This window comes from Streptomyces sp. NPDC046881 (genome assembly GCF_040645015.1).
Taxonomy (GTDB): Bacteria; Actinomycetota; Actinomycetes; order Streptomycetales; family Streptomycetaceae; genus Streptomyces.
Genome location: NZ_JBEYXJ010000012.1, coordinates 94,536 through 120,640, shown reverse-complemented (window position 1 = coordinate 120,640; position 26,105 = coordinate 94,536). Strand labels below are relative to the sequence as shown.

22 protein-coding genes and 1 tRNA gene are annotated in these 26,105 nt (G+C 72.4%); 14 read left to right on the top strand and 9 right to left on the bottom strand.

The annotated features are described in order from the left end of the window. Positions 1 to 65 precede the first annotated feature (65 nt). The 14 genes from ABZ923_RS09200 to ABZ923_RS09135 all read left to right on the top strand — a co-directional run bounded on the left by ABZ923_RS09200 (position 66) and on the right by ABZ923_RS09135 (position 10,324). On the top strand, positions 66 to 329 hold the full coding sequence (locus tag ABZ923_RS09200) for a DUF6284 family protein (RefSeq protein WP_361468784.1): 264 nt from the start codon (positions 66 to 68) through the stop codon (positions 327 to 329). After that, on the top strand, positions 329 to 616 hold the full coding sequence (locus ABZ923_RS09195; protein WP_361468782.1) for a DUF6303 family protein: 288 nt from the start codon (positions 329 to 331) through the stop codon (positions 614 to 616). Before ABZ923_RS09200 ends, ABZ923_RS09195 begins: the two co-directional genes overlap by 1 nt. After that, entirely contained in the window at positions 613 to 1,587 is a 975-nt protein-coding gene (locus tag ABZ923_RS09190; protein ID WP_361468779.1) for a DUF2637 domain-containing protein, read from the top strand. Before ABZ923_RS09195 ends, ABZ923_RS09190 begins: the two co-directional genes overlap by 4 nt. Continuing rightward, positions 1,587 to 1,931 (top strand): RRQRL motif-containing zinc-binding protein, encoded by a 345-nt coding sequence (locus ABZ923_RS09185; protein WP_361468776.1) that lies wholly within the window; start codon positions 1,587 to 1,589, stop codon positions 1,929 to 1,931. The genes ABZ923_RS09190 and ABZ923_RS09185 overlap by 1 nt, the downstream gene beginning before the upstream one ends. Before the next feature lie 46 nt (positions 1,932 to 1,977). Next, positions 1,978 to 2,475: a hypothetical protein gene (locus ABZ923_RS09180; protein ID WP_361468774.1), complete on the top strand. Its 498-nt coding sequence runs from the start codon at positions 1,978 to 1,980 to the stop codon at positions 2,473 to 2,475. Positions 2,476 to 2,494: 19 nt separating this feature from the next. After that, positions 2,495 to 3,043, top strand: a complete 549-nt coding sequence (gene traA / locus ABZ923_RS09175; RefSeq protein WP_361468773.1) for a plasmid transfer protein TraA — start codon at positions 2,495 to 2,497, stop codon at positions 3,041 to 3,043. A gap of 18 nt (positions 3,044 to 3,061) precedes the next feature. Then, positions 3,062 to 5,140 carry a plasmid transfer protein TraB gene (gene traB, locus ABZ923_RS09170; RefSeq protein ID WP_361468770.1) on the top strand — a complete coding sequence of 693 codons (2,079 nt, stop codon included), beginning with the start codon at positions 3,062 to 3,064 and terminating at the stop codon, positions 5,138 to 5,140. Between the two features lie 169 nt (positions 5,141 to 5,309). Then, positions 5,310 to 5,618, top strand: a complete 309-nt coding sequence (locus ABZ923_RS09165) for a hypothetical protein (RefSeq protein WP_361468769.1) — start codon at positions 5,310 to 5,312, stop codon at positions 5,616 to 5,618. Between the two features lie 13 nt (positions 5,619 to 5,631). After that, positions 5,632 to 5,892 carry a hypothetical protein gene (locus tag ABZ923_RS09160; RefSeq protein ID WP_361468766.1) on the top strand — a complete coding sequence of 87 codons (261 nt, stop codon included), beginning with the start codon at positions 5,632 to 5,634 and terminating at the stop codon, positions 5,890 to 5,892. A 121-nt stretch (positions 5,893 to 6,013) separates the two neighbouring features. Beyond that, positions 6,014 to 6,937 (top strand): bifunctional DNA primase/polymerase, encoded by a 924-nt coding sequence (locus ABZ923_RS09155; protein ID WP_361468763.1) that lies wholly within the window; start codon positions 6,014 to 6,016, stop codon positions 6,935 to 6,937. Then, positions 6,934 to 7,347, top strand: coding sequence for a hypothetical protein (locus tag ABZ923_RS09150; RefSeq protein ID WP_361468761.1), 414 nt, complete (start codon positions 6,934 to 6,936; stop codon positions 7,345 to 7,347). The genes ABZ923_RS09155 and ABZ923_RS09150 overlap by 4 nt, the downstream gene beginning before the upstream one ends. Then, the gene (locus ABZ923_RS09145) at positions 7,344 to 8,489 is read left to right on the top strand and encodes a DUF3631 domain-containing protein (RefSeq protein ID WP_361468759.1); all 1,146 of its coding nucleotides are present in this window, start codon (positions 7,344 to 7,346) and stop codon (positions 8,487 to 8,489) included. Before ABZ923_RS09150 ends, ABZ923_RS09145 begins: the two co-directional genes overlap by 4 nt. A gap of 186 nt (positions 8,490 to 8,675) precedes the next feature. After that, positions 8,676 to 8,879: a helix-turn-helix domain-containing protein gene (locus tag ABZ923_RS09140; RefSeq protein ID WP_361468756.1), complete on the top strand. Its 204-nt coding sequence runs from the start codon at positions 8,676 to 8,678 to the stop codon at positions 8,877 to 8,879. 59 nt (positions 8,880 to 8,938) lie between these two features. Continuing rightward, positions 8,939 to 10,324, top strand: coding sequence for a tyrosine-type recombinase/integrase (locus tag ABZ923_RS09135; RefSeq protein ID WP_361468753.1), 1,386 nt, complete (start codon positions 8,939 to 8,941; stop codon positions 10,322 to 10,324). A gap of 43 nt (positions 10,325 to 10,367) precedes the next feature. Here the strand turns inward: ABZ923_RS09135 and ABZ923_RS09130 are convergent. The 9 genes from ABZ923_RS09130 to ABZ923_RS09090 all read right to left on the bottom strand — a co-directional run bounded on the left by ABZ923_RS09130 (position 10,368) and on the right by ABZ923_RS09090 (position 25,968). After that, positions 10,368 to 10,444 (bottom strand) — tRNA-Thr (locus ABZ923_RS09130). A 108-nt stretch (positions 10,445 to 10,552) separates the two neighbouring features. Beyond that, positions 10,553 to 12,163 (bottom strand): alpha/beta hydrolase, encoded by a 1,611-nt coding sequence (locus ABZ923_RS09125; protein WP_361468750.1) that lies wholly within the window; start codon positions 12,161 to 12,163, stop codon positions 10,553 to 10,555. A gap of 152 nt (positions 12,164 to 12,315) precedes the next feature. Further along, positions 12,316 to 13,521 carry a DNA polymerase III subunit delta' gene (locus tag ABZ923_RS09120; RefSeq protein ID WP_361468748.1) on the bottom strand — a complete coding sequence of 402 codons (1,206 nt, stop codon included), beginning with the start codon at positions 13,519 to 13,521 and terminating at the stop codon, positions 12,316 to 12,318. Between the two features lie 509 nt (positions 13,522 to 14,030). Beyond that, positions 14,031 to 17,393, bottom strand: a complete 3,363-nt coding sequence (tmk, locus tag ABZ923_RS09115) for a dTMP kinase (protein ID WP_361468745.1) — start codon at positions 17,391 to 17,393, stop codon at positions 14,031 to 14,033. A 132-nt stretch (positions 17,394 to 17,525) separates the two neighbouring features. Further along, positions 17,526 to 20,357, bottom strand: a complete 2,832-nt coding sequence (gene topA / locus ABZ923_RS09110) for a type I DNA topoisomerase (RefSeq protein ID WP_361468742.1) — start codon at positions 20,355 to 20,357, stop codon at positions 17,526 to 17,528. A 258-nt stretch (positions 20,358 to 20,615) separates the two neighbouring features. Further along, positions 20,616 to 20,813 carry a hypothetical protein gene (locus tag ABZ923_RS09105; RefSeq protein WP_361468741.1) on the bottom strand — a complete coding sequence of 66 codons (198 nt, stop codon included), beginning with the start codon at positions 20,811 to 20,813 and terminating at the stop codon, positions 20,616 to 20,618. A 337-nt stretch (positions 20,814 to 21,150) separates the two neighbouring features. Then, on the bottom strand, positions 21,151 to 22,671 hold the full coding sequence (locus ABZ923_RS09100) for a class I SAM-dependent methyltransferase (protein ID WP_361468739.1): 1,521 nt from the start codon (positions 22,669 to 22,671) through the stop codon (positions 21,151 to 21,153). A 62-nt stretch (positions 22,672 to 22,733) separates the two neighbouring features. Continuing rightward, positions 22,734 to 23,351, bottom strand: coding sequence for a small secreted protein (locus tag ABZ923_RS09095; protein WP_361468737.1), 618 nt, complete (start codon positions 23,349 to 23,351; stop codon positions 22,734 to 22,736). 211 nt (positions 23,352 to 23,562) lie between these two features. Further along, positions 23,563 to 25,968 carry a sodium-translocating pyrophosphatase gene (locus ABZ923_RS09090; protein WP_361468734.1) on the bottom strand — a complete coding sequence of 802 codons (2,406 nt, stop codon included), beginning with the start codon at positions 25,966 to 25,968 and terminating at the stop codon, positions 23,563 to 23,565. Between the last annotated feature and the right edge of the window lie 137 nt (positions 25,969 to 26,105).

Below are 26,105 nucleotides of genomic sequence, written 5' to 3'. Positions count from 1 at the left end.
GCTCCGGTGCTGGAACACCGGAGCCGCTGTCCGGGCCGTTCACCCTGTGAGAGGAACCACGACCCATGAAGCCCATCGTTGCACTTCAGGCGGTTGTTACCGCCGACGACTCCGACAGTGAGCCGACGTCGGCCGAGCTGGACGCGGTGGCGGCGGAGATGCCCCTGATCCTGGCGGACGTCGAGTTGCTGGACGTCGAGATCAGCCTGCTGGACCGACCGGCCACCGAATGGGACATGCGTCGGTTGCGGCGGGCCCGGCGCAGGGTGCTCGCCGCCCACCGCACGCTGACCAACCGGGGCGCGGCCACCGCGCCGGGGGTGGCGTGATGGCGCGGGAGTTCACCGCGCAGATGTCCATGAACCGTGGCCGGTGGCGCTTGTACGTGGTGCTGATGAACACCACCGAGCGGTGGCCTGAGTACAGCTTCGACCGTGCGCTGCCGGTACCGACGCTCACCGAGCGGAGGGACGCGCTCGGCGTGCTGGGGTTCGAGCCGGTACCGGGCGCGGTGTGGCAGTGGACGGAAGACAGCCAGGACCCCGACGACCCGGCGTCGCCGGTGCTACTCATCGCCGCCGCCCGGGTGCGTTCATGGACGGGGGTGAGTGCGTGAACAGCGTTCAGGTCCGTTCAGCCGAGCGCGCGCTGTCCGCGGGCACGTGGTTGATCGTGGCCGGGGCCATGCTCTACTCCATCCTCACCGTGACTCCGCTCGCTGCGGAGCACACCGCCCGTGAGTGGGCGTGGACGGCCCCGATTCTGCCGCTGGTCGTGGACGCGGCCGTCGTGATCGTGGTGCGCCTGGACGCGGTGCTGGCCCGTCTGGGCGGGCATGGGGGCCGGTGGCCGGTGGTGCTGCGCTGGATGACCGGCGCGATGACCCTGGCCCTGAACGTCGCCGACTCCGCCCTGAACGGGGACGCGGTCGGTGTCGCGGTTCATGCGGTCGCCCCGCTGCTGCTGATCGTCACCGCGGAAACCGGGCTGGCCTACCGGCGTGCGATCACGCGGGCCGTGGCCGAGCTGGAGGCTCGACGGCAGGCAGAGCGGGAGGCTCGGGAGCGGGCCGCCGCCGACCGGCGGGAAGCGGCCGAGCGGCGGGCCCGTGAGGAGCGTGAGCACGCGGCCATGCTGGCGCGTGAACAGCGTGAACACGAAGCCGCTCTGGCCCGTGAGCAGGCGGAGCGGGAGGAGCGGGCCCGACGTGAGGAACGCGAGTTCGCCGCCGCCCGTGAGCGGGCCGAGCGAGAGCAGCGTGAACGCGAGCGGCTGGAGCGTGAACGCGCCGAGCGTGAGCGGGCCGAGCGTGAACGGGCCCGGATCGAGCGTGAACGGGCCGAGCGGGCGGCGAGGGAGGAGCGGGCGGAGCGTGAACGCGCGGCACTCCTCGCCGCCGGCCCGGCCACCGAGAAGCAGCCTGAGGAACAGGCCCGGCTGACGGTGCGGGCCGCGTTCGACGCCGGCCTGCCGGTGCGAGCCGCGGCCGAGTTGTGCGGCTGGTCGGTCGGGTGGGTCTCCGCCCGCTACGCCGAACACCGCGACCCCGGCACGGGCGGGGCTGATCTGGCGATCGCGAGCCGCTGATGGGCGCCCTCCCCGTCTACCCGTGGCGCCTGGCCCCTGACGGGCTGGCGACGCTGCGGCAGCTGCGCGCGCTCGGACTCCGACCGGGCGGTCAGGACGTGGTCGCGCAGCTTGAACGCCCCCGCCGCAGGGGGCGTCCGCCGCTGGTCGCCTACCTGTACCGCATCGACCAGGCCCGGCCGGTGCGCCCGATGACCCCGGCGAAGTGGGCCGCGCTGGAGCGGGCGAACACCGCCCGCCGCACCTGCCCCGCCTGCCGGCGGGACGCCGGATACGTCATCCCGGCCGCGCTCGGCATGTGCACCCCGTGCGCCTACCCGGACGACCAGGCCGCCGCGGCCTGAACAGCACAGCACACCCACCCAACCGCCTCCCGCGAGGAGATTCGCTGTGTCCAGCCGTACCCGTGCCCGCGGCATCAAGGCCGCGGGCGTCCACACCGTCCACATCCCCCGCCAGCGCGGGCGCCGCGGCGCGCAGCCGTTCGTGATCGTCGTCCCCGAGCGGCCGTCTCTGGCCTGGGAGGCCGCCGGATGGGTGGGCCGCATGCTGTGGCGCCACCGCGGCGCCCTGGCCCCGACGAGCCTCGCCGTGTTCGCCCTGGCCGCGGCCGGGGTGCTGTACGTCGTGGCGCCGTGGGCCGGCCTGGTCCTCGCCGCTCTCGCCGCCGGCCCGGCCGCCTGGGTGCTGCTTATGCAGCGCCGCCGCCCCGGAACCGGAACGGTTCTGGCCTGGCGCATCGGCCTGGCCGTGCTCGCGACGCTGGCGGGCGGCTGGCTCGCCGCCGCGGCCGGCTTCGGCCCGTTCGCCGGCCCGCTCGGCTGGCTGTGGCTGCTGATCTGGGGCGCCGCGCAGATCGTCTGGCTCATCGTCCGCCGCACCCACTGACCGGAGAAGGAGTCGACCGATGGCATCCACCAACCGTCGCGGCGGCAGCAACGCCAACGGGCCGAAGTCCAACAAGTTCGCCAACGTCGGGGCCGCGGCCGGCGGCTTCGTCGGCGCCATGGGCAGCTCGTTCGCGCCCCCGGTGAACGTCACCATCAACCGCACCACCAACAACCACCGCGGCGGCGGTACCGGCGGGAGTCGCCCGCACGCCGAAGCGCTGCTCCCGGCGCCGGAGTTCACGTCACCGGCTCAGGTGCGGCAGTACTGCAACGCCCTGCGGGCCGCCGCCGTGACCTTGTCCATCGAGGTGGCCATGGGCACCGAGATCATGAAGGGCGTCCTGGCGGCCGTGCCGGACCCGGAGGGGCGGGCGTTCGGCTCGCGGATTAGGGCGCAGAAGGTGGCCCGCAAGATGCAGCGCTCCGCGGACGCGCTGCGGGACGCGGCGAAGAACGCCGCTGCCTGCTACGCGACCTTCCAGCAGGAGTTCGAAGAGGAGATCAATCGCGTCCGTCACCGTGCCCGCCGGCCGCAGCAGCCGGTCATGAACTGGGCTCAGCAGTAGGGAAAGGGGTGATTGTTCATGGCGCGCAACAGCCGTTCGGTGGCTTACGGCCACGACGGAGCCGCCGCCTACCTCGCAGACCCGTATGCCACCGGGTCGGGCGGGGGCGTGGGTATCTACCTGCTCAACCGGGTCATGCCGCACCTGCCGCCCTGGCTCGGCTGGGGCGGCGCGGGGCTGGCCGGGGCGCTCGGCTCGCTGCGGTGGGAGGCGTCCGCCCCGGCCGGGGTCGGACTCACCCTGGCCTCCGTCGCCCTCACGGGTGCCACCTGGTGGGCGGGGAAGTCGACCACCCAGCAGCGCCGTCTGCACTCGGCCATCACCGTGGCGGCGGGGTCGGCGTGGGTGACCGCGGCCTGCCTCGCCGGCCCCACCACCGGCCCGCTGGACGATCTGTTCCTGATGGGCGGGCCGGTCGTGGCCCTGTCCTGGAACATCCGCATGATCCTGCGCCGCAACGACACCGACCCGCAAGGCAGTGGCGGCGACAAGGGCCTGCTGGAAAAGGTCGGCCTGGCGCGTGCGCAGATCGGGCAGGCGAAGGTGGAGCCGAACCGGGTCACCGCACCGTTGGCGCTGGAGCCGGGCGAGCAGACCAACAACGACGTCTCCAGGGCCCTGGCCCGGATCGCGTCCGCGCTGGACCTTCCCGTCTCCGCCGTCCGCTACCACCCCTCGCCGGACTCCAGCCGGCGCGGCGAGCTGGTCATCGTCCCTGAAGACATGCTGGCGCAGCCGGCGGAGTGGGAGGGGCCGTCGAACCTCGGGGGTTCGATCGCGGAACCCCTGGTCATCGGCCGGTATGACGACGGCTCCCCGATGGTCCTGTGGCTCCCCGGCGACCCCGAGACCAAGCGGAACAGCACCCACGTCCTGATCGCCGGCGGCACCGGATCCGGCAAGGGCGAGACCGCCCTGAACCTCCAGACGGAAATCCTGTCCCGCCGGGACGTGCTGCTGTGGGTGTCCGACCCGAAGGCGTTCCAGGACTTCGCGCCGCTGCGGCCCGGCATGGACTGGTCCGCGGAAGGCGGGGCGGACACGGAAGTCATGGTCGAGGCGGTCAAGGCCGTCATCCCCGCCCGCACCCGCTGGCTCGGCGCCCACGGCTACCGGCAGTGGGTCCCCGCCGCAGCCCAGACACAGACCGACCCCGCCCACTCCTGCCAGCCCGGCCGGGCATGCGGGTGCCCCGGTATGCCGTTCCTGGTGGCCTGGTTCGAGGAAGCGGCCAACACCCTGCGCAACCTCGGCGACGACGCGTTCACCGGGATCGCGCAGGAAGCCCGCTCCGCCGGTGTCTCCCTGATCGTGTCCCTGCAGCGCCCCTCCTACGACCAGATGTCCACCAGCACCCGGGCCTCACTGCCGTCCGTGATCGCGCTCGGCTGCGACCCCCGCGACGAAGGATTCTCACTGCCCGAGGCGGTCATCGACGCCGGCGCCCACCCCGGGGCGTGGGGCAACCGGCGCCCCGGCTACTGCTACGCCGTTTCCCCGGGCATCCCCGAGGACCGCTACCCCTCCCCGGGCCGCACCTTCACCTTCCCCGCCCGCGCCGTCCCGCTCATGGAACAGCTCGCAGCGTGGGCACTGCGCGAGGGAGCGACCGCCGACCCGGTCACGGCAGGAGCGGTCACCGCAGTCGCCGGCCGCGCCTACACCGGCCGCACCCCCACCTCCACCCCGGCCACGGACGGTCCGCGGCTGACCGCCGTACAGGGAGACCACGACATGAACGACGAGCAGGGGCAGGGATACGGGCTGCTGGTCGACCCCGAGGACGCCGGCATTGACCCCGAAGCCGACTTGCCCGACGACGAGGAAGGCGACGACGCACCGATCTTCGGACAGGAGACCGGCCGCAAGCCGACCCCCGACGAGGCCCGGCAACTGTTCGCACTCGCGCTGGAAGAGTTCGAGCGGGCCGGACAGATGATCGTCGGCCCGAAGGACTTCATGGACTGGTGCGACCAGCACAACCTGTCCCGCCCGTGGGTGTCCGCACGCCTGAAGGAAGCCGCCGTAGACGGCCGCCTGGAGCCCACCAACAGCACCGGCCGCTGGCGCATCGTCCCCACCCTCGCCGCCGCCTGACACCTGACACCGTCACGCACCCTGACACCCAAACCCCTAGGCAGACCCGCTGTCACGCGGACCTGACACCCCCGTGACACCCCATCTCGCACCCGGCCCTGACACCCAACCGGCCGGCCCCCGCCACCCCGGCGCGGGCCGGCCGGCTCACTCGAAGGGAAGCCCCGCCATGCCGCACCGCGACCCACCGGGAACCATCGCCCCCCACATCCCCGCCGACGCCTACCGTCGCGCCGAAGCCACCGGACAACCGGTCGTCATCGTCGTCCACACCACCGACAGCACCGGTCGCCCGCTCAGCCACTTCCTGTACCCGCTCGCCCTCGCCGGCGCCGGAGCCATCGGCATCTTCGCCACCATCGCCGCACTGCTGGCCCTGATGGACTTCGCCGTCCACACCGCCGTGTCCATCGCCGCCGCGACCGGCCCGATCAGCGTCGGCGGCATCACCGTCAAGCTCTTCGGCTCCAAGCGCTGACAGGAGACCACCCGTGATCCGACTCCGCATCAAAGTCGTCGGCTGCCCGCGCCGCGCGCTGGTCTTGACCGATACCCCCCGCCCCGACTGCCCCGACTGCGCGGGCATCGGCGGCATCGAGTCCTTCTACGGCGACTACGACACCGGCGAGTACGCCGGATCCGACTGGGAGTTCTGCGACTGCTGGACGGCACGGTCCTGGACCCTGCTGCCCCTGCCGCGCCTGCTGCGGCGCACCTGGCTCGACTGCTACAGCACCGAACCGCCCTTCTAGCTACGCCAAGGGCGGCCCCCGTCTCGCCAAAGTCCGGGGCCGCCCTTGTCATCCAGCACCGTCAAAGAGAACTGGAGACACCCAGCATGACCCAACCCACCCTCATCCGGCGAGTGGCCGCATGAGTCATCTGCCCACCCGCGACCTGCCGGGCTTGGAACTGCTCGCGTGGGCCATCGAAGCGGGCGGACGCGGCTGGCGCGTCTTCCCGCTCCGCCCCGGCAACAAGCGACCCGCCGGCCACGCCGAGAAGTACTGCCCCAGCACCGGACGCTGCACCGGCGGGCACAAGACGCCCGAGCAGCGCGCCACGACCGACGTGGACCTGATCACCGCCGCCTGGGCCCACCAGCCCTACAACGTCGGAATCGCCACCGGCCCCTCCGGACTGCTGGTGGTCGACCTCGACACGCCCAAACCGCAAGAGCCGAAAGGAACGCCTGACGGCGTCACCAACTTCCAAGCGCTCTGCGAGCGCGCCGGGCAGCCCGTCCCGGACACCTACCGGGTGCGGACCGCGCGCGGCGGGGAACACCTGTACTTCACCCAGCCCCCGGGCGAGCGGCTGCACTCCACCGCCGGCAGGCTGGCCAAGAAGATCGACACCCGGGGATGGGGCGGGTACGTCGTCGCCGCCGGCAGCATCACCCCCGACGGCCCGTACACGGTCCTGGACAACCGTCCCCCCGTACCGCTGCCCGAATGGCTTCACGACGCCCTGAAACCCCGCCCGCGGCCCGTACCGGCCGCGCCGGAGACCACCGTGCACGCGAGCGGATACGCCGCCGCAGCGTTGCGCAACGAGGCGCACAACGTCGCCACGGCCGCCGATGGCACGCGCAACGCCACCCTGCTGCGGGCCGCCCGCGCCCTGGGGCGGCTGGTGGCATCCGGCGACCTCGCCCGCGCCGAGGTTGAGCAGGCTCTTAGTAGGGCGGCGGCGGGCAACGCCACCCAGTCGCAGCGCTACTACGACGACGTGATCACGCGGGGACTGGACTGGTCCATCGCCCACAACGCGGCCGGACGGCAGGTGGCGGCATGACCAGTCCCCCGCCTACTAAGAGCCTCACGCACGCCATCGCCGGACCGTCCGCCGCCGAACCGGCCGCGCCCCGGCCGACCGTGGGCGAGCCGAAAGGCGTCGCCCTTCAGGGCGTCGTCACTGCCCTTCGTCCGAACCGTTCCCCGATGCGGCCGGGTGCCGACCCGACCCCTGACGCACCCGGTATCCGGATCTTCGCCCCGCCGGTCTACCGACACCCCTACGACGGCGCCCGCTGGTCGATGCGGCCCGGTGCTCTGCCCACCGCCGCCTACGCCTGCGCCTGCGGGCTGACCGGCACCGCCACCGGGCCCGACGGCGTCGCCGCGCTGGTCACCGAGTACGACGCCCACCGCTCCGCCTGCACCGGAACGTCCGCCCCGCCGTCCGAAGGGAGGCACGCCGCATGACCGCCATCGACGGCGCCGCGCTGCTCAACGAGGTGGAAGCCTTCCACCGCCGCTTCAACGTCTTCCCCACCGAGGCCGCGTACGTCGCGGTGACCCTGTGGGACGCCCACGCCCACCTCCTGGACGCGTTCGACTCCACCCCGCGGCTCGCGTTCCTCTCCCCCGAGCCGGGGTCGGGCAAGTCCCGGGCGTTGGAGGTGGTGGAAACCCTCGTCCCGCGCTCCATGGCGGCCGTAGACGCGTCCGCCGCCGCCCTGTTCCGGTCCGTGTCCGGCATCGACGGCGGCCGGCCCACGATCCTGTTCGATGAGATCGACACCGTCTTCGGCCCCAAGGCCGGAGAAAACGAGCAGCTCCGGGGATTCATCAACGCCGGCCACACCCGCGGCCGGCCCATGTACCGGTGCGTCGGGGACGGCGCCAACCAGCAAGTGCAGGCCTTCCCCTCCTACTGCGCCCTCGCCGTCGCCGGTCTCGGTAACCTCCCCGACACGATCATGACCCGCTCCGTCATCATCCGCATGCGCCGCCGCGCCCCGAACGAGACGGTGGAACAGTTCCGCACCCGCATCCACGTGCGGGAAGGCAACGCACTGCGTGACCGTCTGGCCAAGTGGGCGGAAGCCATCCAGAAGCAGGTCATGGACGCGTTCCCGGAGATGCCCGACGGGGTCACCGACCGGCCCGCGGACGTGTGGGAACCCCTCCTGGCCGTCGCGGACGCGGCCGGCGACGACTGGCCGAAGCGGGCACGGGAAGCCTGCCTCACCCTGGTTAAAGCCTCCCGGGTCAACGACAAGGGCAGCATCGGAATCCGACTGCTCACCGACCTGCGTGACCACGTCATGAGCGGCATCGACCGCCTGCCCACCGTCGCCATCCTGGACCGGCTCAACGCCATGGACGACGCCCCGTGGGCGGACATGGGCGGCAGGCCGCTCGACTCCCGCCGCCTGTCCCGGATGCTCTCCGAGTACGTCACCGCCGACGGAGACCCGATCACCTCCCGCAACATCAAGACCGGCGGAGGCGTCCTCAAGGGCTACTACGCGACCGATCTGCACGACGCCTGGTCCCGCTACTGCCCCCCGCCCCGGGAAAGTCCGCTACCTCCGCTACCCGGCGCCGAAAACACGGTCTGACCAGCACAGACCCGGTAGCGGATACCGCCCACGCGATCCGCTACCGGGCCGCTACCCATCCGCTACCGCTACCCCATCCGCTACCACCGACAGGCCCCTGACCTGCGCGGTAGCGGAGGTAGCGGAAGTAGCGGACCTCCCGGAAGGGGGCCCAGTGCCCCGATGCGCTGCTGAGGAGAGATCCACGTGAACAGCACCGCCGTCGCCCGCATCGACCGCCTGCTCTACACCCCGGAGGAAGCCGCCGAAGTGCTGAGCTTCGGTCGTTCCACCGTCTACGAACTGATGGCCGCCGGAGAGCTGAAGTTCGTCAAGCGGGGCCGCTCGCGCCGCATCAAGCGGTGCCACCTCGAAGAGTTCGTCAACGCCCTGGAAGCGCAGTCCTGCTGAGCACGCGCGATGTGGCCCCGGACCGTCGGTCCGGGGCCACATCGCGTTCGGAGGAGTACATGAGCCCCCGTAAGGCCAACATGGAGTCGTCCATCTACCTGGGCGCTGACGGCTGGTGGCACGGCCGCGTCACGATGGGCGTCAAGAACGACGGAAGCCCCGACAGACGCCACCGACGCGCGAAGACCCCAGCGGAGGTGCGCCGCAAGGTCCGCGAGCTGGAAGCGCTGCGCGACAAGGGCCGCGCCCCGAAGGCCGGCCGCAAGCCGACCGTCGCGCAGTGGATGGAGACCTACCTGACCGAGATCGCGAGCCTGAAGCTCAAGCCGCGTTCCCTGGACGACTACTGGTCGAAGACCCGCAACGACATCATCCCCGGCGTGGGGCAGCACCGGCTCGACAAGCTCGCCCCGGAGCATCTGGAACGGATGTACCGCGCCATGCTGGACGAGGGACACGCCCCGTCGCACGTCCTCAAGGTGCACCGCATCCTGTCCCGCGCGCTCAAGATCGCCCACCGCCGTCGGATCATCAGCGAGAACGTAGCGACGCTGGTCGACCCGCCGACCGTCGATGAGACCGAGGCGAACCCCTTCACCACCGAGGAAGCCAAAGCGTTCCTGGAAGCCGCGGCGAAGCGGCCCACCTTCATGCGGTGGTGCGTCGGCGTCGGCATGGGGTTCCGGCAGGGCGAGACGCTCGGCCTGCGCTGGTCGTACGTCGACCTGGAGAACGAGCTGTTCCACCCCCAGTGGCAGCTCCAGCGCCTCACCTGGCGGCACGGCTGCAAGGACCCGCACGGCTGCGGTGCTCGCCTGCACCGGTTCGAGCCCTGCCCGCCGAACTGCCAGACGCACAAGGGCTACAAGCGCGGATGCCCGAAGCCTTGCCCGAAGGGGTGCACCCGGCACGCGAGCGCGTGCCCGGAGCGCAAGAACGGCGGACTCGTCTTCACCCGGCCGAAGACGAAGAAGAGCCGGAATCCGGTGCCGATCCCTCCACCGTTCGTCCCGTACCTGGTCGAGCACAAGGAACGGCAGGACGCCCTGCGAGTGGCGGCGGGTGACTCCTGGGAGGAGTGCGGCGCCGTCTTCACGCGGCCGGACGGCCGGCCGATCGACCCACGGGCCGACTGGGAGGAGTTCAAGGAGCTGCTGACGGAAGCCAGGATTGACGACCGCCGGCTGTACGACGGGAGTCGCCACACCGCCGGCACGATCCTCAATGAACTGGGGGTCGACATGCCGACCATCATGGAGATCCTGCGGCACACCCAGATCAGCCAGACCCGGCGATACGTGAAGGGGCGCTCGCACCTCTCGAAGGACGCGATGCGCCGCATGGGTGACGCCTTCATGCCCCGCCAGGAACCCCCGACTGAGACCAGAACTGAGACCGGCGACAGCCGTGCGGCCCGTGCGCGGCGCCGCCGTCGCGTCCGCTGAACGACGAAAGACCAGCTAGGAACGTCCTAGCTGGTCTTTCCAGTGGAGCCGCTTTCGGGATTCGAACCCGAGACCTACGCATTACGAGTGCGTTGCTCTGGCCATCTGAGCTAAAGCGGCGCGCTGCCTGCACCAGGGTGCGATCGGCAACGTCGGTAAGTCTACACAGTTTCCGAGGGTGCTTCGTACCCGCCCGGGAGGGGGTGGTTCCGGGGCGGGTGGGAGGGGTCAGGAGCAGCGTTTTCCGGGGGGTGGCGGGGTGCCGTGGAGGAGGTAGGCGTCGATCGCGGTGTCGATGCAGGCGCTGCCGCGGCCGTACGCCGTGTGGCCGTCGCCGTCGTAGGTCAGGAGGCGGGCCGAGGAGAGCTGGGCGGCCAGGGACCGGGCCCAGCGGTACGGCGTCGCCGGGTCGCGGACCGTGCCGACCACGACGATCGGTGCCGCCCCCTTCGCCGCGATGCGGTGCGGCTCGCCCGTCGCCCGCACCGGCCAGTACGTGCAGTTCAGCGCGGCCCAGGCCAGGCCCGGGCCGAAGACCGGGGACGCCTTCTCGAACGCGGGCAGTGCCTTCTCGACGTCTTCGGGTCCGCTGAAGGCCGGCGGCAGGTCCAGACAGTTCACGGCGGCGTTGGCCATCATCAGATTGCTGTAGCGGCCGTCGGCGTCCCGCTCGTAGTAGCTGTCGGAGAGGGACAGCAGGCCGGAGCCGTCGTTCTCCTTCATCGCCGAGGTCAGCGCCTCGCGCAGCTGCTCCCAGGAGCCCTCGTCGTACATGGACGCGATCACCGCGGTGGTGGCCAGCGCCTCCCCCAGCCTGCGGCCGTCCGCGTCGCCCGCCGGGATCGGGTGGGCGTCCAGCTTGCGGAAGAACGCCTGCAGGTGGTCGCCGACCTGCGCGGGCGTCGTCCCCCTGCCGCCGAGCGGGCAGTCGGAGTGCCGGACGCAGTCCTTCGCGAAGGCCCGGAACGCCGTCTCGAAGCCGGCCGTCTGGTCCAGGTTCAGCCTGCGGGCGTCCAGGGACGGGTCCATCGCCCCGTCCAGCACTATCCGGCCGACCCGCCCGGGGAACAGCCCGGCGTACGTCGCCCCGAGGAGCGTGCCGTACGACGCCCCGACGTAGTTCAGCTTCCGGTCGCCGAGCACCGCCCGCAGGATGTCCATGTCGCGTGCCGCCTCGACGGTGGAGACGTGCCGCAGCAGCCGCGCCGAGCGGGCCCCGCAGCTCTCCGCGAACTTCCGGTCGGCCGCGACCAGCGCGTCCCGTTCCCTCGCGTCGTCGGGGGTCGTGTCCGTCTGCGTGTACGCGTCCATCTGCCGCCCGTCCAGGCATTCGACGGGCTCGCTGCGGGCGACGCCCCGCGGGTCCACCGCCACCATGTCGTAGCGGGCGCGGACCTGCGCCGGGTAGCCGACGCCGGCGTACTGCTGGAGGTACTCGACCGCCGAACCACCCGGGCCACCCGGGTTGACCAGCAGGGAGCCGAGCGGCTCGCCCTTGCCGGTGGCCTTCTTGCGGGCGACGGCGAGCCGGACGTCACCCGCGTCGGGCTTGTCGTAGTCCAGCGGGGCCCGCATCGTCGCGCACTGGAACCCGGGGACACCGCAGTCGCGCCACCGCAGCCGCTGGTCGTAGTACCGCGCCAGCGCCGACGGTGTCGCACGCGGCAGCTCGGCGAGCGCCGCCTCCACCCTCCCGCCCACCGACGGGGACGAGTTCCCGGACGAGCAGGCGGACACGAGCAGGGCGGCGGCCGCGAGGAAGCCGGCCGTCAGGCGGATTGCCGGCCGGGTGCGGGTGCGCCGGTGCCGGGGGGAGCGGGGGGATGGCCTGGTACGCATCGGACGAGCGTAACCCTGAGCGACGACGTGAGTGCGGTGCGTGGAGAAGGGTGGCTCGTACGGGGGACAACGCCGGGTCGGCTCCTACGCGGCGCGGGACCGGGGTCGCCCCTGCGAGTGACATCCCCACGGGTGACATGGTGCGCGGCGCCTCACCCCGCCCGCAACGCCATCGTCATCGCCTCCACCGCCAGCAGCGGAGCCACATTGCGGTCCAGGGCCTCGCGGCACGCGGCGATCGCCTCGATGCGGCGGAGCGTGGACTCGGGGGTGCTGCCGCGGGCCAGCCGCTCCAGGGCGTCCTCGGCGTCGGCGTTGGCGATCGCCACGCGGGTGCCGAGCTGCAGGGCGAGGACGTCGCGGTAGAAGGCGGTGAGGTCGCCGAGGGCGACGTCCAGGCTGTCGCGCTGCGTACGGGTTCTACGGCGCTTCTGCATGTCCTCCAGGTCCTTCATCACCCCCGCCGTGCCGCGCGGCAGCCGGCCGCCCTGGACCGCGCCGAGCGCCGCCTTCAGCTCCTCGGTCTCCTTGCCGTCCATCTCCTCGGCGAGCTGCTTGGCGTCCTCGGCGGCCGCGTCGACCAGTTCCTGCGCGGCCTTGAGGCAGGCACCGACCTCGTCCAGCCGCAGCGGCAGCTTGAGCACGGCGGCACGGCGCTCGCGGGCCGCCGGGTCGGTGGCCAGCCGCCGGGCACGGTCGACATGGCCCTGGGTGGCGCGGGCGGCCGACGCGGCGACCGCGGGCTCGATGCCGTCGCGCCGGACGAGCATGTCGGCGACCGCCTCGACCGACGGGGTGCGCAGGTTCAGGTGGCGGCAGCGGGAGCGGATGGTCGGCAGGACGTCCTCGATGGACGGGGCGCACAGCAGCCAGACCGTGCGGGGGGCGGGCTCCTCGACGGCCTTGAGGACGGCGTTGGCCGACTTCTCGTTCAGCCGCTCGGCGTCCTCGACCAGGATGATCTGCCAGCGGCCGTTCGCCGGGGAGGTGAACGACTTGCGGACCGTGTCCCGCATGTCCTTGACCAGGATCTCGGCGCCGACCGCGGCGACCGTCGTGACGTCCGCGTGGGTGCCGAGCAGCGCGGTGTGGCAGCCGTCGCAGAAGCCGCAGCCGGGGGTGCCGCCGAGAGCGCGGTCGGGGCTCACGCACTGCAGGGCGGCGGCGAAGGCCCGCGCCGCCTGGTTCCGGCCCGCGCCCGGCGGGCCCGTGAACAGCCAGGCGTGGGTCATCTTCGACGCCTCGGGCAGCGGTTCGTCCGCGGCGGCGGCCGTGACGAGGGCGTCGGCGTCCCGCGCGGCCGCGTCGAGCACCGCGCTCACCTTCTCCTGCCCGACGAGGTCGTCCCACACGGTCATGGGTCACGCCGCCCTTCCGTCACATCCCGCATTCCGGACTCCATTGTGCGGGTGGGGACTGACAACGGGTGCGGGCGGAGGGTGCGGGGGCGGTGAGTGCGGGGACGGTGGGACGGGGGTGAGGGCGCGGGTGCGGGCACGTCTGGCCGGTGCGGGGGGCGTCTGTCAGGTGGCGGAGCTCGTGTGCCCGGTGCCGGGGTTACGACTGTCCGGTGGCGGAGCTACGTGTGCCCGGTGCCGGGGTTACGACTGTCCGGTGGCGGAGCTACGTGTGCCCGGTGCGGGGCTACGCCTGCCACGGCGCCCCCGTCCATGGTCAGGGGCGCCTGTGACCGGCCGGCACCGACGGCCCGGCCCGGCGGCGGAGGGGCTGCCGCCGGCGTCGGCGTCCGGCCCCGTTGTCCGCCGCCGGCGTCGGCGGGGAGCTACGGCCGTAGCCGGCGCGCAGAGGCACCGCCCCTCCGATGTCCCGGGCGCCCGGCGTCGCCGGCCGCCCGGGCTCGTGCCGCTCAGCCCCGGCGGCCCCGGCCGCGGCCCTTGCGGCCCTGTTCCTCGCCGGCGCCCTGGTCGCCGTACTCGCCCTCGTCGTAGGAACCCAGCAGCTCGTCGGCCAGCGTCGGCAGGTCGTCGAGCGGGGTCTCCTCGGCCCAGTCGGAGCGCTGTCGGGTGCGGGGCGTGCCGTCGGCGTCGAGCTGCGGCATCTCACGCGTGCGCGGCTCGGAGCCGTCGGGACCCGCGGCGGGCTGCTCGTCCCGGAAGAAACCGGGCGGCACCCGGTCCGACGGGGCGTCGTCCCGTACGGGCGGCAGCACCGCGGTCTCGTCCGCCGCACCCGGAGCCACCGACGGCAGCTCGGCCGTCTCGTCGGCGGGCACCGGCGGCAGCACGGCCGTCTCGTCCGCCGCGGCCGACGGCACCCGCGGCAGCACCGCGGTCTCGTCGGCCGGTCCGGTGGCCACCGGCGGCTGCGGCAGCTGGGTGGTCACCTCGGCGTCGGAGTGGGCGCCCCGGGCGTCACGGGGGACGCGCTCCTCGCGCACCGGACGCAGCACCGTCGTCTCCTCGTCCGTGCCCCGGGTGTCCGTCCCGCGCGCGGCCGCGTCCGGCGACACCACCGGTGTGGGGACCGTCACCGCGTCCGGGACCACGCCCGGTGCCGCGGGCAGGGGCGCGCTGGGCCTGCGGGCCGCCGCGTCGGCGGCCGCCGCGGCCTCGGCGGCCTGCCGGCGGGCCTCCTCGGCCCGCAGCAGCGCCTCCTCCGCCTTGCGCTGCGCCTCCAGGCGCCGGGCCTCCTCCTCGGCGCGCAGACGGGCCTGCCGGGCTTCCTCCTCCGCGCGCAGCCGGGCCTGCCGGGCCTCTTCCTCGGCGCGCCGCCGGGCCTCCTCCTCGGCCTCCTTGCGGCGCCGCTCCTCCTCGGCCCTGCGGCGGGCCTCCTCCTCGGCGCGTGCCTTCTCCTCGGCGAGCAGCCGCTGCCGCTCCTCCTCCGCGCGCCGGCGCGCTTCCTCGGCCCGCTGCCGGGCCTCCTCCGCCTGCCGTTCCGCCTCGCGCCGCTGCGCCTCCTCCAGCTCGCGGCGCTTGCGCTCCTCCTCCTCGGCGCGCAGACGGGCGAGCTGCTCCTGGCGCTCGCGCTCCAGGCGCTCCTCCTCGGCCTTGCGGGCGGCCTCTTCCTCGGCCTTGCGGCGGGCCTCCTCCTCGGCCTTCCTGCGGGCCTCCTCCTGGGCCTTGATCTCGGCCTCGGACAGCGGCAGCACGATGTCCAGGCGGTGCCGGATCACGGTGGTGACGGCCTCGGGCTCCTGCCCGGCGTCCACGACCAGGTAGCGGCCGGGGTCGGAGGCGGCCAGCGTGAGGAAACCGGCCCGCACGCGCGCGTGGAACTCCGCGGGCTCCGACTCCAGCCGGTCCGGCGCCTCGGTGAACCGCTCGCGGGCGGCCTCCGGGGAGACGTCCAGCAGGACGGTGAGGTGCGGGACGAGCCCGTTGGTGGCCCAGCGGTTGATGCGGGCGATCTCGGTCGGGGACAGGTCGCGGCCGGCGCCCTGGTAGGCGACGGACGAGTCGATGTAGCGGTCGGAGATCACCACCGCGCCGCGCTCCAGGGCGGGGCGTACGACCGTGTCGACGTGCTCGGCGCGGTCGGCGGCGTACAGCAGCGCCTCCGCGCGGTGCGACAGGCCTGCCGAGGACACGTCCAGCAGGATCGAGCGGAGCCGCTTGCCCACCGGGGTGGCACCGGGCTCGCGGGTGAGCACGACCTCGTGGCCCTTGGCGCGGATCCACTCGGCGAGGGCCTCGGCCTGGGTGGACTTGCCGGCGCCGTCGCCGCCCTCCAGGGCGATGAAGAAGCCGCTCGCCGCCGGCGCGGTGACCGGGTCGTCGCCGCCGAGCAGCGCGTCCCTGAGGTCGTGGCGCAGCGGCACCCCGGACCGGTCGTCGACCTTGGCGAGCACCAGCGCGGCCACCGGCAGCAGCAGCGCGCCGACCAGCATCAGCGTGAAGGCGGCACCGCCGTGCGCGAAGACGAACTTGCCGTTCTCCAGCCGGTGCGGGCCGATCAGCGCGGCGACCAGGGGCGCGACCAGGGCGCCGAGCGCTATGAAGACGCGGACCACGGCGTGCAGGTGCTCGGTGGTACGCGCCCGGCGGTGGTCCTCGGTCTCCTGGTCGAGCAGGGTGTGCCCGGTGTGGGCGGCCACGCCCGCGCCGACGCCGGCCAGCGTGACGATCAGCAGGACGGTGGTGACGTCCGGGACCAGCCCGGCGGCCAGCAGCGCGATGCCGGTGACGGCGATCGCCAGGGCCAGCAGGCGGCGGCGGGAGAGCGAGGGCAGCAGCGCGGGGGCGGACCGGACACCGATGGCGACACCGCCGGTCAGGCCCAGCACCAGCAGCCCGTAGAGCACCGGGCCGCCGCCGAGGTCCTTGGCGTGCAGCACGCACACCGCGACGGCCGCCGCGATCGCGCCGGCGACCCCGGCACAGGCCGGGACGAGCAGCGGGATGGCGCCCGTGCGGCCCTTGTCGACGCCGGTGCCGGTGCGCGGGCGGCGCAGGCCCTCCAGCGGGGACCGCGCGCGCGGGGTGCGCGTGTCGGGCAGCTCCAGGTAGACCAGCACGGACAGCGAGGCGGCGAACAGGCCCGCCGCCACGTACGACCCGAGGGCCGCGTGGTGCTGGTCGAACCAGGCCACTCCGGTGCCGAGCAGGTTGTTGAGCAGGGCGGCGACGATCAGGGCGGCGGCGGCCAGCGGGATCGCAAGGAAGGTCGTACGCAGCGACAGGCGGCGCAGCGCGTCCAGGTGGTCCGGCAGCGGCCGTACCGTCGCGCCCTCCGGGGGCGGGGCCGGCAGCAGGGCGGGGGCGGCACTCTCCCGGCACACGGTCCACAGCCGCTCGGCGACGCCGGTGACGAAGGCCGTGACCAGCAGCACCGCGAGCGCGTCGTCCGGGGTCCAGTCGATCCACAGGGGGGCGATGATCAGCAGGGCGGCGCGCAGGCCGTCGGCGCCGACCATGGTCCAGCGGCGGTCGAGCGGGCCCTCCTGGGCGGTGAGCGAGGTCAGCGGGCCGAGGAGGACGGCGCCGAAGAGCAGCGCGGCGAGGATGCGGGCCGCGAAGACCGTCGCCACTGCGAACGCCACGCCCCGGTAGCCGCCGCCGAAGGCTCCTTCGGCTATGGCCGCCTGGAGGACCAGGAGGACCAGCACGAAGAGGGAGAGGGCGTCACCGACTCCGCTCACCAGCTGCGCGCTCCACAAGCGCCTCAACTGCGGTCGGCGCAGCAGGGAACGGACGGCGCGCTCGCGGGAGTCCGCGACCAGGGCGTCGTCCGGTGCTGTGGTGTGGGCCGTTGGCTGCTCGGCTCGCGTCATGCGTTCAGCCTATCCGCAGCCGCTGACACCACACCTCGCGTGTCCGCACGAGTGCGCCCCGGTACCGAGACGGTACCGGGGCGTTCGTTTCGCGGACCCGGCCGGCGGGTGCGCCGCCGGGCCGGAGCGAGGTCAGTCCTCCGTGCCCGAAGCCGTCGCCTTGGAAGCCGTCGCCTTCTTCGCGGTGGTCTTCTTGGCGGTCGTCTTCTTCGCGGCAGCCGTCGTCTTCTTCGCGGCCGTCTTCTTGGCGGCGGTCTTCTTCGCCGGTGCGGTCTTCTTCGCCGCCGCCTTCTTCGCGGTCTTCTTGGCCGGAGCCTTCGCCCGCTTCTCGGCGAGCAGCTCGAAACCACGCTCCGGAGTGATCGTTTCGACGCTGTCGCCGGAGCGGAGGGTCGCGTTCGTCTCGCCGTCGGTGACGTACGGGCCGAAGCGGCCGTCCTTGACCACGACCGGCTTGCCGGAGACCGGGTCCTCGCCCAGCTCCTTCAGCGGCGGCTTGGCGGCGGCCCGGCCACGCTGCTTCGGCTGGGCGTAGATCGCCTGCGCCTCCTCCAGCGTGATCGTGAAGATCTGGTCCTCGGCCTGCAGCGAGCGCGAGTCCGTGCCCTTCTTCAGGTACGGGCCGTAGCGGCCGTTCTGCGCGGTGATCTCCTGGCCGTCGGCGTCGGTGCCGACGACGCGCGGCAGCGACATCAGCTTCAGCGCGTCCTCGAGCGTCACCGTGTCGAGTGACATGGACTTGAAGAGCGAGGCCGTCCGCGGCTTGACCGCGTTCTTGCCCGACTTCGGGGTGCCCTCGGGGAGGACCTCCGTGACGTACGGGCCGTAGCGGCCGTCCTTGGCGACGATCGTGTGCCCGGTGGCCGGGTCGGTGCCCAGCTCGAAGTCGCCGCTGGGCTTGGCCAGCAGTTCCTCGGCCAGCTCGACGGTCAGCTCGTCCGGTGCCAGGTCGTCCGGGATGTCGGCGCGCTGGTGCTGCTCGGTGTCCTTCTCGCCGCGCTCGATGTACGGGCCGTAGCGGCCGACGCGGAGGACGATGTCGTTGCCCACCGGGAACGACGACACCTCGCGCGCGTCGATCGCGCCCAGGTCGGTCACCAGTTCCTTGAGGCCGCCGAGGTGGTCCCCGTCGCCGTTGCCGGCGTCGGCCGCGCCGCCCGTGGCCGTGCCCTCACCGAAGTAGAAGCGCTTCAGCCACGGCACGGCCTTGGCCTCGCCGGCCGCGATGCGGTCGAGGTCGTCCTCCATCCTGGCCGTGAAGTCGTAGTCCACGAGCCGCCCGAAGTGCTTCTCGAGCAGGTTCACCACGGCGAAGGACAGGAAGGACGGGACGAGTGCCGTGCCCTTCTTGAAGACGTAGCCGCGGTCGAGGATGGTGCCGATGATCGACGCGTACGTCGACGGGCGGCCGATCTCGCGCTCTTCCAGCTCCTTGACCAGGCTGGCCTCGGTGTAGCGGGCCGGGGGCTTGGTGGCGTGGCCGTCGACCGTGATCTCCTCGGCGGACAGCGCGTCGCCCTCGGAGACCTGCGGCAGCCGGCGCTCGCGGTCGTCCAGCTCGGCGTTCGGGTCGTCGGCACCCTCGACGTAGGCCTTCAGGAAGCCGTGGAAGGTGATCGTCTTGCCGGAGGCGCTGAACTCGACGTCGCGGCCGTCGGCGGCAGCACCGCCGATCTTCACCGTGACGCTGTTGCCGGTCGCGTCTTTCATCTGGGAGGCGACGGTCCGCTTCCAGATCAGCTCGTACAGCTTGAACTGGTCGCCGGTCAGTCCGGTCTCCGCGGGCGTGCGGAAACGATCACCCGAGGGACGGATCGCCTCGTGGGCCTCCTGCGCGTTCTTGACCTTGGCGGCGTAGACGCGCGGGGTGGCCGGCAGGTACTCGGCGCCGTACAGCTGCGTGACCTGGGCGCGGGCCGCGGTGACCGCGGTGTCGCTCAGGGTCGTGGAGTCCGTACGCATGTACGTGATGTAGCCGTTCTCGTACAGCTTCTGGGCGATCTGCATGGTCGCCTTCGCGCCGAAGCCGAGCTTGCGGCTGGCCTCCTGCTGCAGCGTCGTCGTACGGAACGGGGCGTACGGCGAGCGGCGGTACGGCTTGGACTCGACGGACCGCACGGAGAAGCGGGTGTTCTCCAGGGCGGCGGCGAGGGCACGGGCGCTCGCCTCGTCGAGGTGCAGGGTGTTCGCGCTCTTGAGCTGTCCCACGGAGTCGAAGTCGCGGCCCTGCGCGACCCGCCTGCCGTCGACGGTCTGCAGGCGGGCGACCAGCGACGACGGGTCCGACGGGTCTCCCGCGCGGCCGGTCGCGAAGGTGCCCGTCAGGTCCCAGTACTCGGCGGAACGGAACGCGATGCGCTCGCGTTCCCGCTCGACGACGAGTCGTGTGGCGACCGACTGGACACGGCCGGCCGACAGCCGGGGCATGACCTTCTTCCAGAGGACCGGCGAAACCTCGTACCCGTAAAGGCGGTCGAGGATGCGGCGGGTCTCCTGGGCGTCGACCAGCTTCTGGTTGAGCTGGCGCGGGTTGGCGACGGCCTCGCGGATGGCGTCCTTGGTGATCTCGTGGAACACCATGCGCTTGACCGGGATCTTCGGCTTCAGGACCTCCTGGAGGTGCCAGGCGATCGCCTCGCCCTCCCGGTCCTCATCGGTGGCGAGGAAGAGCTCGTCGGAGTCCTTCAGCAGGTCCTTGAGCTTCTTGACCTGGGCCTTCTTGTCCGCGTTGATGACATAGATCGGCTGGAAGTCATGGTCGACGTCCACACCGAGCCGGCGCACCTCGCCGGTGTACTTCTCCGGCACCTCCGCGGCGCCGTTGGGAAGGTCGCGGATGTGCCCGACGCTCGCCTCGACGATGTAGCCGGGGCCGAGGTAGCCCTTGATCGTCTTCGCCTTGGCAGGCGACTCGACGATGACGAGTCGGCGACCGCCCTGTGCGGTCTCGCTGGTCGGGGACAACTTCGCTCTTCTCTCCGGTCGACGCTGGGGGCCTCCCCAGGCCTTGGTCCCGGGGTCGCGGCGTACTGCTGGCTCGTGTGACGCTGCGGAGTGTGACGCTACATCCCGCCCCCGTGTCAAACGGGAAAAGCCCACAACGGCCACTCGAACGGTAACCCGACTACCGCCATTCCTGCCGCCCGGACTGCCAGGCTGCCCCCGCACCCCTGTCCGGAGCGTGACGCTCCCCTCACTCCGTGGACATGGTGCGCGCCCGCCTCAGAGGCGGGTCAGGCAGTACGCGGAGAGGGCCAGCGCGGCCGTGGCGGCCACGCCCGCGACGGTGGCCGAAGCGACGCGGTTCACACCGACGGCCACCGGCTCCCGGCGCCGCACACGTGTCCCGGTCCAGGCCAGCAGACCGGCCCCGAACAGGGCGAACACCACTCCCGCGAAGATCGCCGGACCGCTCTCCATCGTCCGTCCGCCCCTGTCCGCCATCGGTTCCGCCCAGCGCGGGGAGGGTGGCATGCGCGGGCGGCGAACAGGCGACATCGAGGTGAACGGAAGGCCTGCCTGTATTCGAACTCGTGTCCGAATCAAGCTGTGCCGCATCCCGCACCCATATTTTTCCGGCCGTTTTCCGGCAGCGGGTCCGCTCCGGCCACCGTCGGCATGTTCCGAGCGCGCGTGCCCCAGGCATACGACAGTGCCCACGCCCCGATCAGAAGATGATCGGACCGCGCCTACGACGGCTGGGGCACCCGGGGTACCGCAGCTGCCCGGCCCCCTCTCACGGCACCCCGGCGCCCGGTCAGCCCACCGGCTCCAGGAAGCCCTGCTCCACCAGCAGCCGGATCTGCGCGGGCGTGCGGTCGCGGAGCAGCACCGGGTCCTCGCCGACGAGCTGCGCGATGGCGTCCAGGATCCGGCCGGCGCTGAGCGTGCCGTCGCACACGCCCGCGAACCCGGCGCCGACCGTGTCCACCTTCGTCGCCCGGCGCACCCCGCGGTGCTGGCGCAGCACCACGTGCTCCGGGTCCTCGGCGCCGGGCAGCCCGACCTGCTCCTGGACCACCTCGGCGGCGAGCCGGAAGTGGCTGTCCAGCAGCGCCGCGTCGTCGTGCGCCCGGAGGTAGTCGAGCCGGTCGAAGTGCGCCCGGATCGTCTCCCCGAGCGGCTGCTCGACCGGGTGCGGCCACTCCTCCACCGTGACGACGGGGTCGGCGGACCCGGTCCTGCGCAGAGTGATCCAGCCGAAGCCGACCGCCCTGACCTTGCGCGCCTCGAACTCGTCGAGCCAGGCGTCGTACCGCGCCTGGTACTCCGCCGGGTCCCCGCGGTGGTCACCGGCGTCCCTCAGCCACAGCTCGGCGTACTGCGTGACGTCCTGTACCTCGCGCTGCACGATCCAGGCATCGCACCCGCGCGGCACCCACGACCTGAGTCTGTCCTGCCAGTCCTCCCCCGCCACGTGCTGCCAGTTCGCGAGGAACTGCGCGAACCCGCCCTCGTTCAGCCGTTCCCCCGCCTCCTGAACGAGCGAGCGGCACAGATCGTCCCCGCCCATGCCACCGTCCCGGTACGTCAGCCGGGCCCGCGGGGAGATCACGAACGGCGGGTTGGAGACGATCAGGTCGAACGTCTCGTCGCTCCGGACCGGCTCGAACAGCGACCCCTCCCGCAGGTCGGCGGCGGGCGCGCCGGACAGCGCCAGGGTGAGCGCCGTGATGTGCAGCGCGCGCGGGTTGAGGTCGGTCGCCGTCACGCGCGTGGCGTGCTGCGCGGCGTGCAGTGCCTGGATGCCGGAGCCGGTGCCGAGGTCCAGGGCGGAGGTGACGGGCGTGCGGACGGTGATGCCGGCGAGGGTCGTGGAGGCGCCGCCGACGCCCAGCACGACCCGCTCGTCGTGCCGGCCGATGCCGCCGGCCCCGCCGACCGCGCAGCCGAGGTCGGAGACGATGAACCAGTCCTCGCCGCCGGGACCGCCGTACGGCCGTACGTCCACGGCGGCGGCCACCTCGTCGCCGCCCACGCGCGTGAGCCAGCCGGCCTCCAGCGCGTCCTCGACCGGCAGAACGTCCGCCACGCGCGCGTGGGGCACCGGCTGCTGGAGCAGGAACAGCCGTACCAGCGTCTCCAGCGGCGAGTCGCCACGGGTCGCCCGGAGCGCGGGCACGGTCTCGCTGCGGGCCAGCGCCGCGTACGCGGCGGGGCCGAGCAGGTCGAGCAGCCCGTCGGCGGTGAAGGAGGCGGCCAGCAGCGCGTCCCTCAGGCGCGCGGCGCTGTCGGGCCGGTCGGGAGCGGGCAGGGGAGCGAGTCCGGAGTCAGTCACGCCCCCATTGTGGCCCGGGACGGCCGCCCGGGGCCGACTGCGCGCGCGGCCGTCCGCCGACGTCAGCCGGCGGTCGCCGGGGCCTTCGGGGAGGCGGCGGAGGAAGCGGCGACCTTGCAGCTGGGCTGCTTGGCCATCGCCTTCTTGACGTCCTCCTGCTCCAGCCGCTTCAGCGCCTGGGTGCCGCTGTCGCTCTGCTTGCCGATCTCCTTGGACTGGCTGGCGACGTCCTTGAGGCCGCGGGCGAACTTGCCCTGGTCCTTGGTGTCGAGCCCGTCGACCTTCTTCTTCAGCTCGGCGTACGACGAGGAGAGGCCGGCGAGGTTCTTGGCGGCGTCCTTCTGCAGCTTGGCTCCACCGTCGACACCGGGGGGCGCGCCGGCGGTGTCGAGGGCGTCGGCGAGCGCCTTGTAGCCGTCGGCCATGTCCTGGAAGGCCTCGGCGTACGTCTTCTGCGCGCTCTTGGGCGGGAGGTTGCTGTCCGTGGCGATGGCCGCGATCGCGGCGTTGGCCGACCTGATCTTGGCGTTCGGCGCGGGAACCGCGTCGCACACCGTCTTGGCCCAGGACACCAGCTTGGGGTCGGGTCCCTCGTCACCGCCGCTGCTGCCGCTGCATCCCGACACCGCCACTACCAGTACCGCACCGCCGGACAGTGCGGCCGCGAGCTTCTTGTTCACCGGATCGGTCCCTTCCATGGCTCTCGGCCCCCGGAATCTACACGGCGAACACACCCCCACCCCCTGCCGGGCAAGCCATAAGTCGTCTTTTGTGACCTTTCGCACCATGGGAGAGAAGGCTCACGGCGGGACGCGCCGACACGGAAGCGGGCGGCCGGCGCGTCAGTACGCGCCGTCCGCCCGCCCGTTGACCAGGCCGTGCCGACCGGTCCTACGAAGCGACCGCGGCATCCGCCGAGTTGGCGACCCGCTGGGCGCCGTCGTCGTCACCGACGGCGATCCCGCGCCGCTTGGAGATGTACACGGCCACGACGATCACCAGCAGTGCGAGGACCGCGATCCCGATCCGCACGCCGAGGTTCTTGTCGTCGCCGTAGGAGAACTTGATCACCGCCGGTGCGATGAGCAGCGAGACCAGGTTCATGACCTTCAGCAGCGGGTTGATCGCGGGGCCGGCGGTGTCCTTGAAGGGATCGCCGACCGTGTCCCCGATCACCGTGGCCGCGTGCGCCTCGCTGCCCTTGCCGCCGTGGTGGCCGTCCTCCACCAGCTTCTTGGCGTTGTCCCAGGCGCCACCGGAGTTGGCCAGGAACACCGCCATCAGCGTGCCCGCGCCGATCGCGCCGGCGAGGTAGGAGCCGAGCGCGCCGACGCCGAGCGTGAACCCGATGAAGATCGGCGCCATGACGGCGAGCAGACCCGGCGTGGCCAGCTCCCGCAGGGCGTCCCTGGTGCAGATGTCGACGACCTTCCCGTACTCGGGCTTCTCGGTGTAGTCCATGATCCCGGGGTGCTCGCGGAACTGCCGCCGCACCTCGAACACCACCGAACCCGCCGAGCGGGACACCGCGTTGATGGCCAGTCCGGAGAAGAGGAAGACGACCGCCGCGCCCGCGACCAGGCCGACGAGGTTGTTGGGCTGCGAGATGTCCAGCGACAGGCTGAGCGGCGAGCCCGGACCGGTCAGCTTCACGCCGACGTCGTGCACGTTGGTGGTGATCGCGTCGCGGTACGACCCGAACAGCGCCGACGCGGCGAGGACGGCGGTGGCGATGGCGATGCCCTTGGTGATGGCCTTGGTGGTGTTGCCGACCGCGTCCAGGTTGGTGAGCACCTGCGCGCCCGCGCCCTCGACGTCGCCGGACATCTCGGCGATGCCCTGGGCGTTGTCGGAGACCGGCCCGAAGGTGTCCATGGCGACGATCACGCCGACCGTGGTGAGCAGGCCGGTGCCGGCCAGCGCCACCGCGAACAGCGCCAGCATGATCGACGTACCGCCGAGCAGGAACGCGCCGTACACGCCGAGCCCGATGAGCAGCGCGGTGTAGACGGCCGACTCCAGGCCCACCGAGATGCCGGAGAGGACGACGGTGGCGGGTCCGGTGAGGGAGGTCTTGCCGATGTCCCGTACCGGGCGGCGGTTGGTCTCGGTGAAGTAGCCGGTCAGCTGCTGGATGACGGCGGCGAGCAGGATGCCGATGGCCACCGCGACCAGCGCGAGGATGCGCGGGTCGCCGTCCTTGCCCTTGATCGCCGCGTCGGTGACCCCGTTGAGGGCGGAGTACTTCGACGGCAGATAGACGAAGACCGCGATCGCGACCAGCGCGAGAGAGATCACCGCGGAGATGAAGAAGCCGCGGTTGATCGCCGTCATGCCGCTGCGGTCGGCGCGGCGCGGGGCGACCGCGAAGATGCCGATCATCGCGGTGAGCACGCCGATGGCGGGCACCAGCAGCGGGAAGGCCAGTCCGGAGTCGCCGAAGGCGGCCTTGCCCAGGATCAGCGCGGCCACCAGGGTCACGGCGTACGACTCGAAGAGGTCGGCCGCCATGCCCGCGCAGTCGCCGACGTTGTCGCCCACGTTGTCGGCGATGGTCGCGGCATTGCGCGGGTCGTCCTCCGGAATGCCCTGTTCGACCTTGCCGACCAGGTCGGCGCCGACGTCGGCGGCCTTGGTGAAGATGCCGCCGCCCACCCGCATGAACATCGCGATCAGGGCGGCGCCGAGGCCGAAGCCCTCCAGCACCTTCGGCGCGTCGGCGGCGTACACCAGCACGACACAGGAGGCGCCCAGCAGGCCGAGCCCCACCGTGAACATGCCGACGACGCCGCCCGTGCGAAATGCGATCTTCATCGCGGTGTGCGAGACGGTGGTGAGATCCTTTTCCGGTTCGCCTTCCGCCGGGGTTGCTTCCCGGGCCGCCGCGGCGACCCGCACATTGCTGCGCACGGCGAGCCACATGCCGATATAGCCGGTGGCCGCCGAGAACAACGCTCCGATCAGGAAGAACACCGAGCGGCCGGCCCGCTGATTCCAGTCGTCCGCGGGCAGCAGCATGAGCAGGAAGAAGACGACGACGGCGAATACGCCGAGCGTGCGCAACTGCCGGGCGAGATACGCCTTGGCACCTTCCTGGACCGCCTCGGCGATCCGTTTCATGCTGTCGGTGCCCTCGCCGGCCGCCAGCACCTGGCGGACCAGGATCCCCGCGACCACCAGCGCGGCCACGGCGACCGCCGCGATGACGGCCACGATGATCCGGTTGTCGTCGGTCAGGACCGCGGCTGCGAGAGAAGAGGGGTGACCCAACTGACGTGGGGTAGAAAGCCCCGCCATTCGTCCTCCTTGACGCTTGGGCTGAGCTCAAGATGTGGACGGATTGTAGGTACCGCCGGGTGATCTAAACAGGGGACGGTAAACGGAATTGGCCTGCATGCACCTACAGCGAACCCGAAAGAAGTAATGCCCCTGAG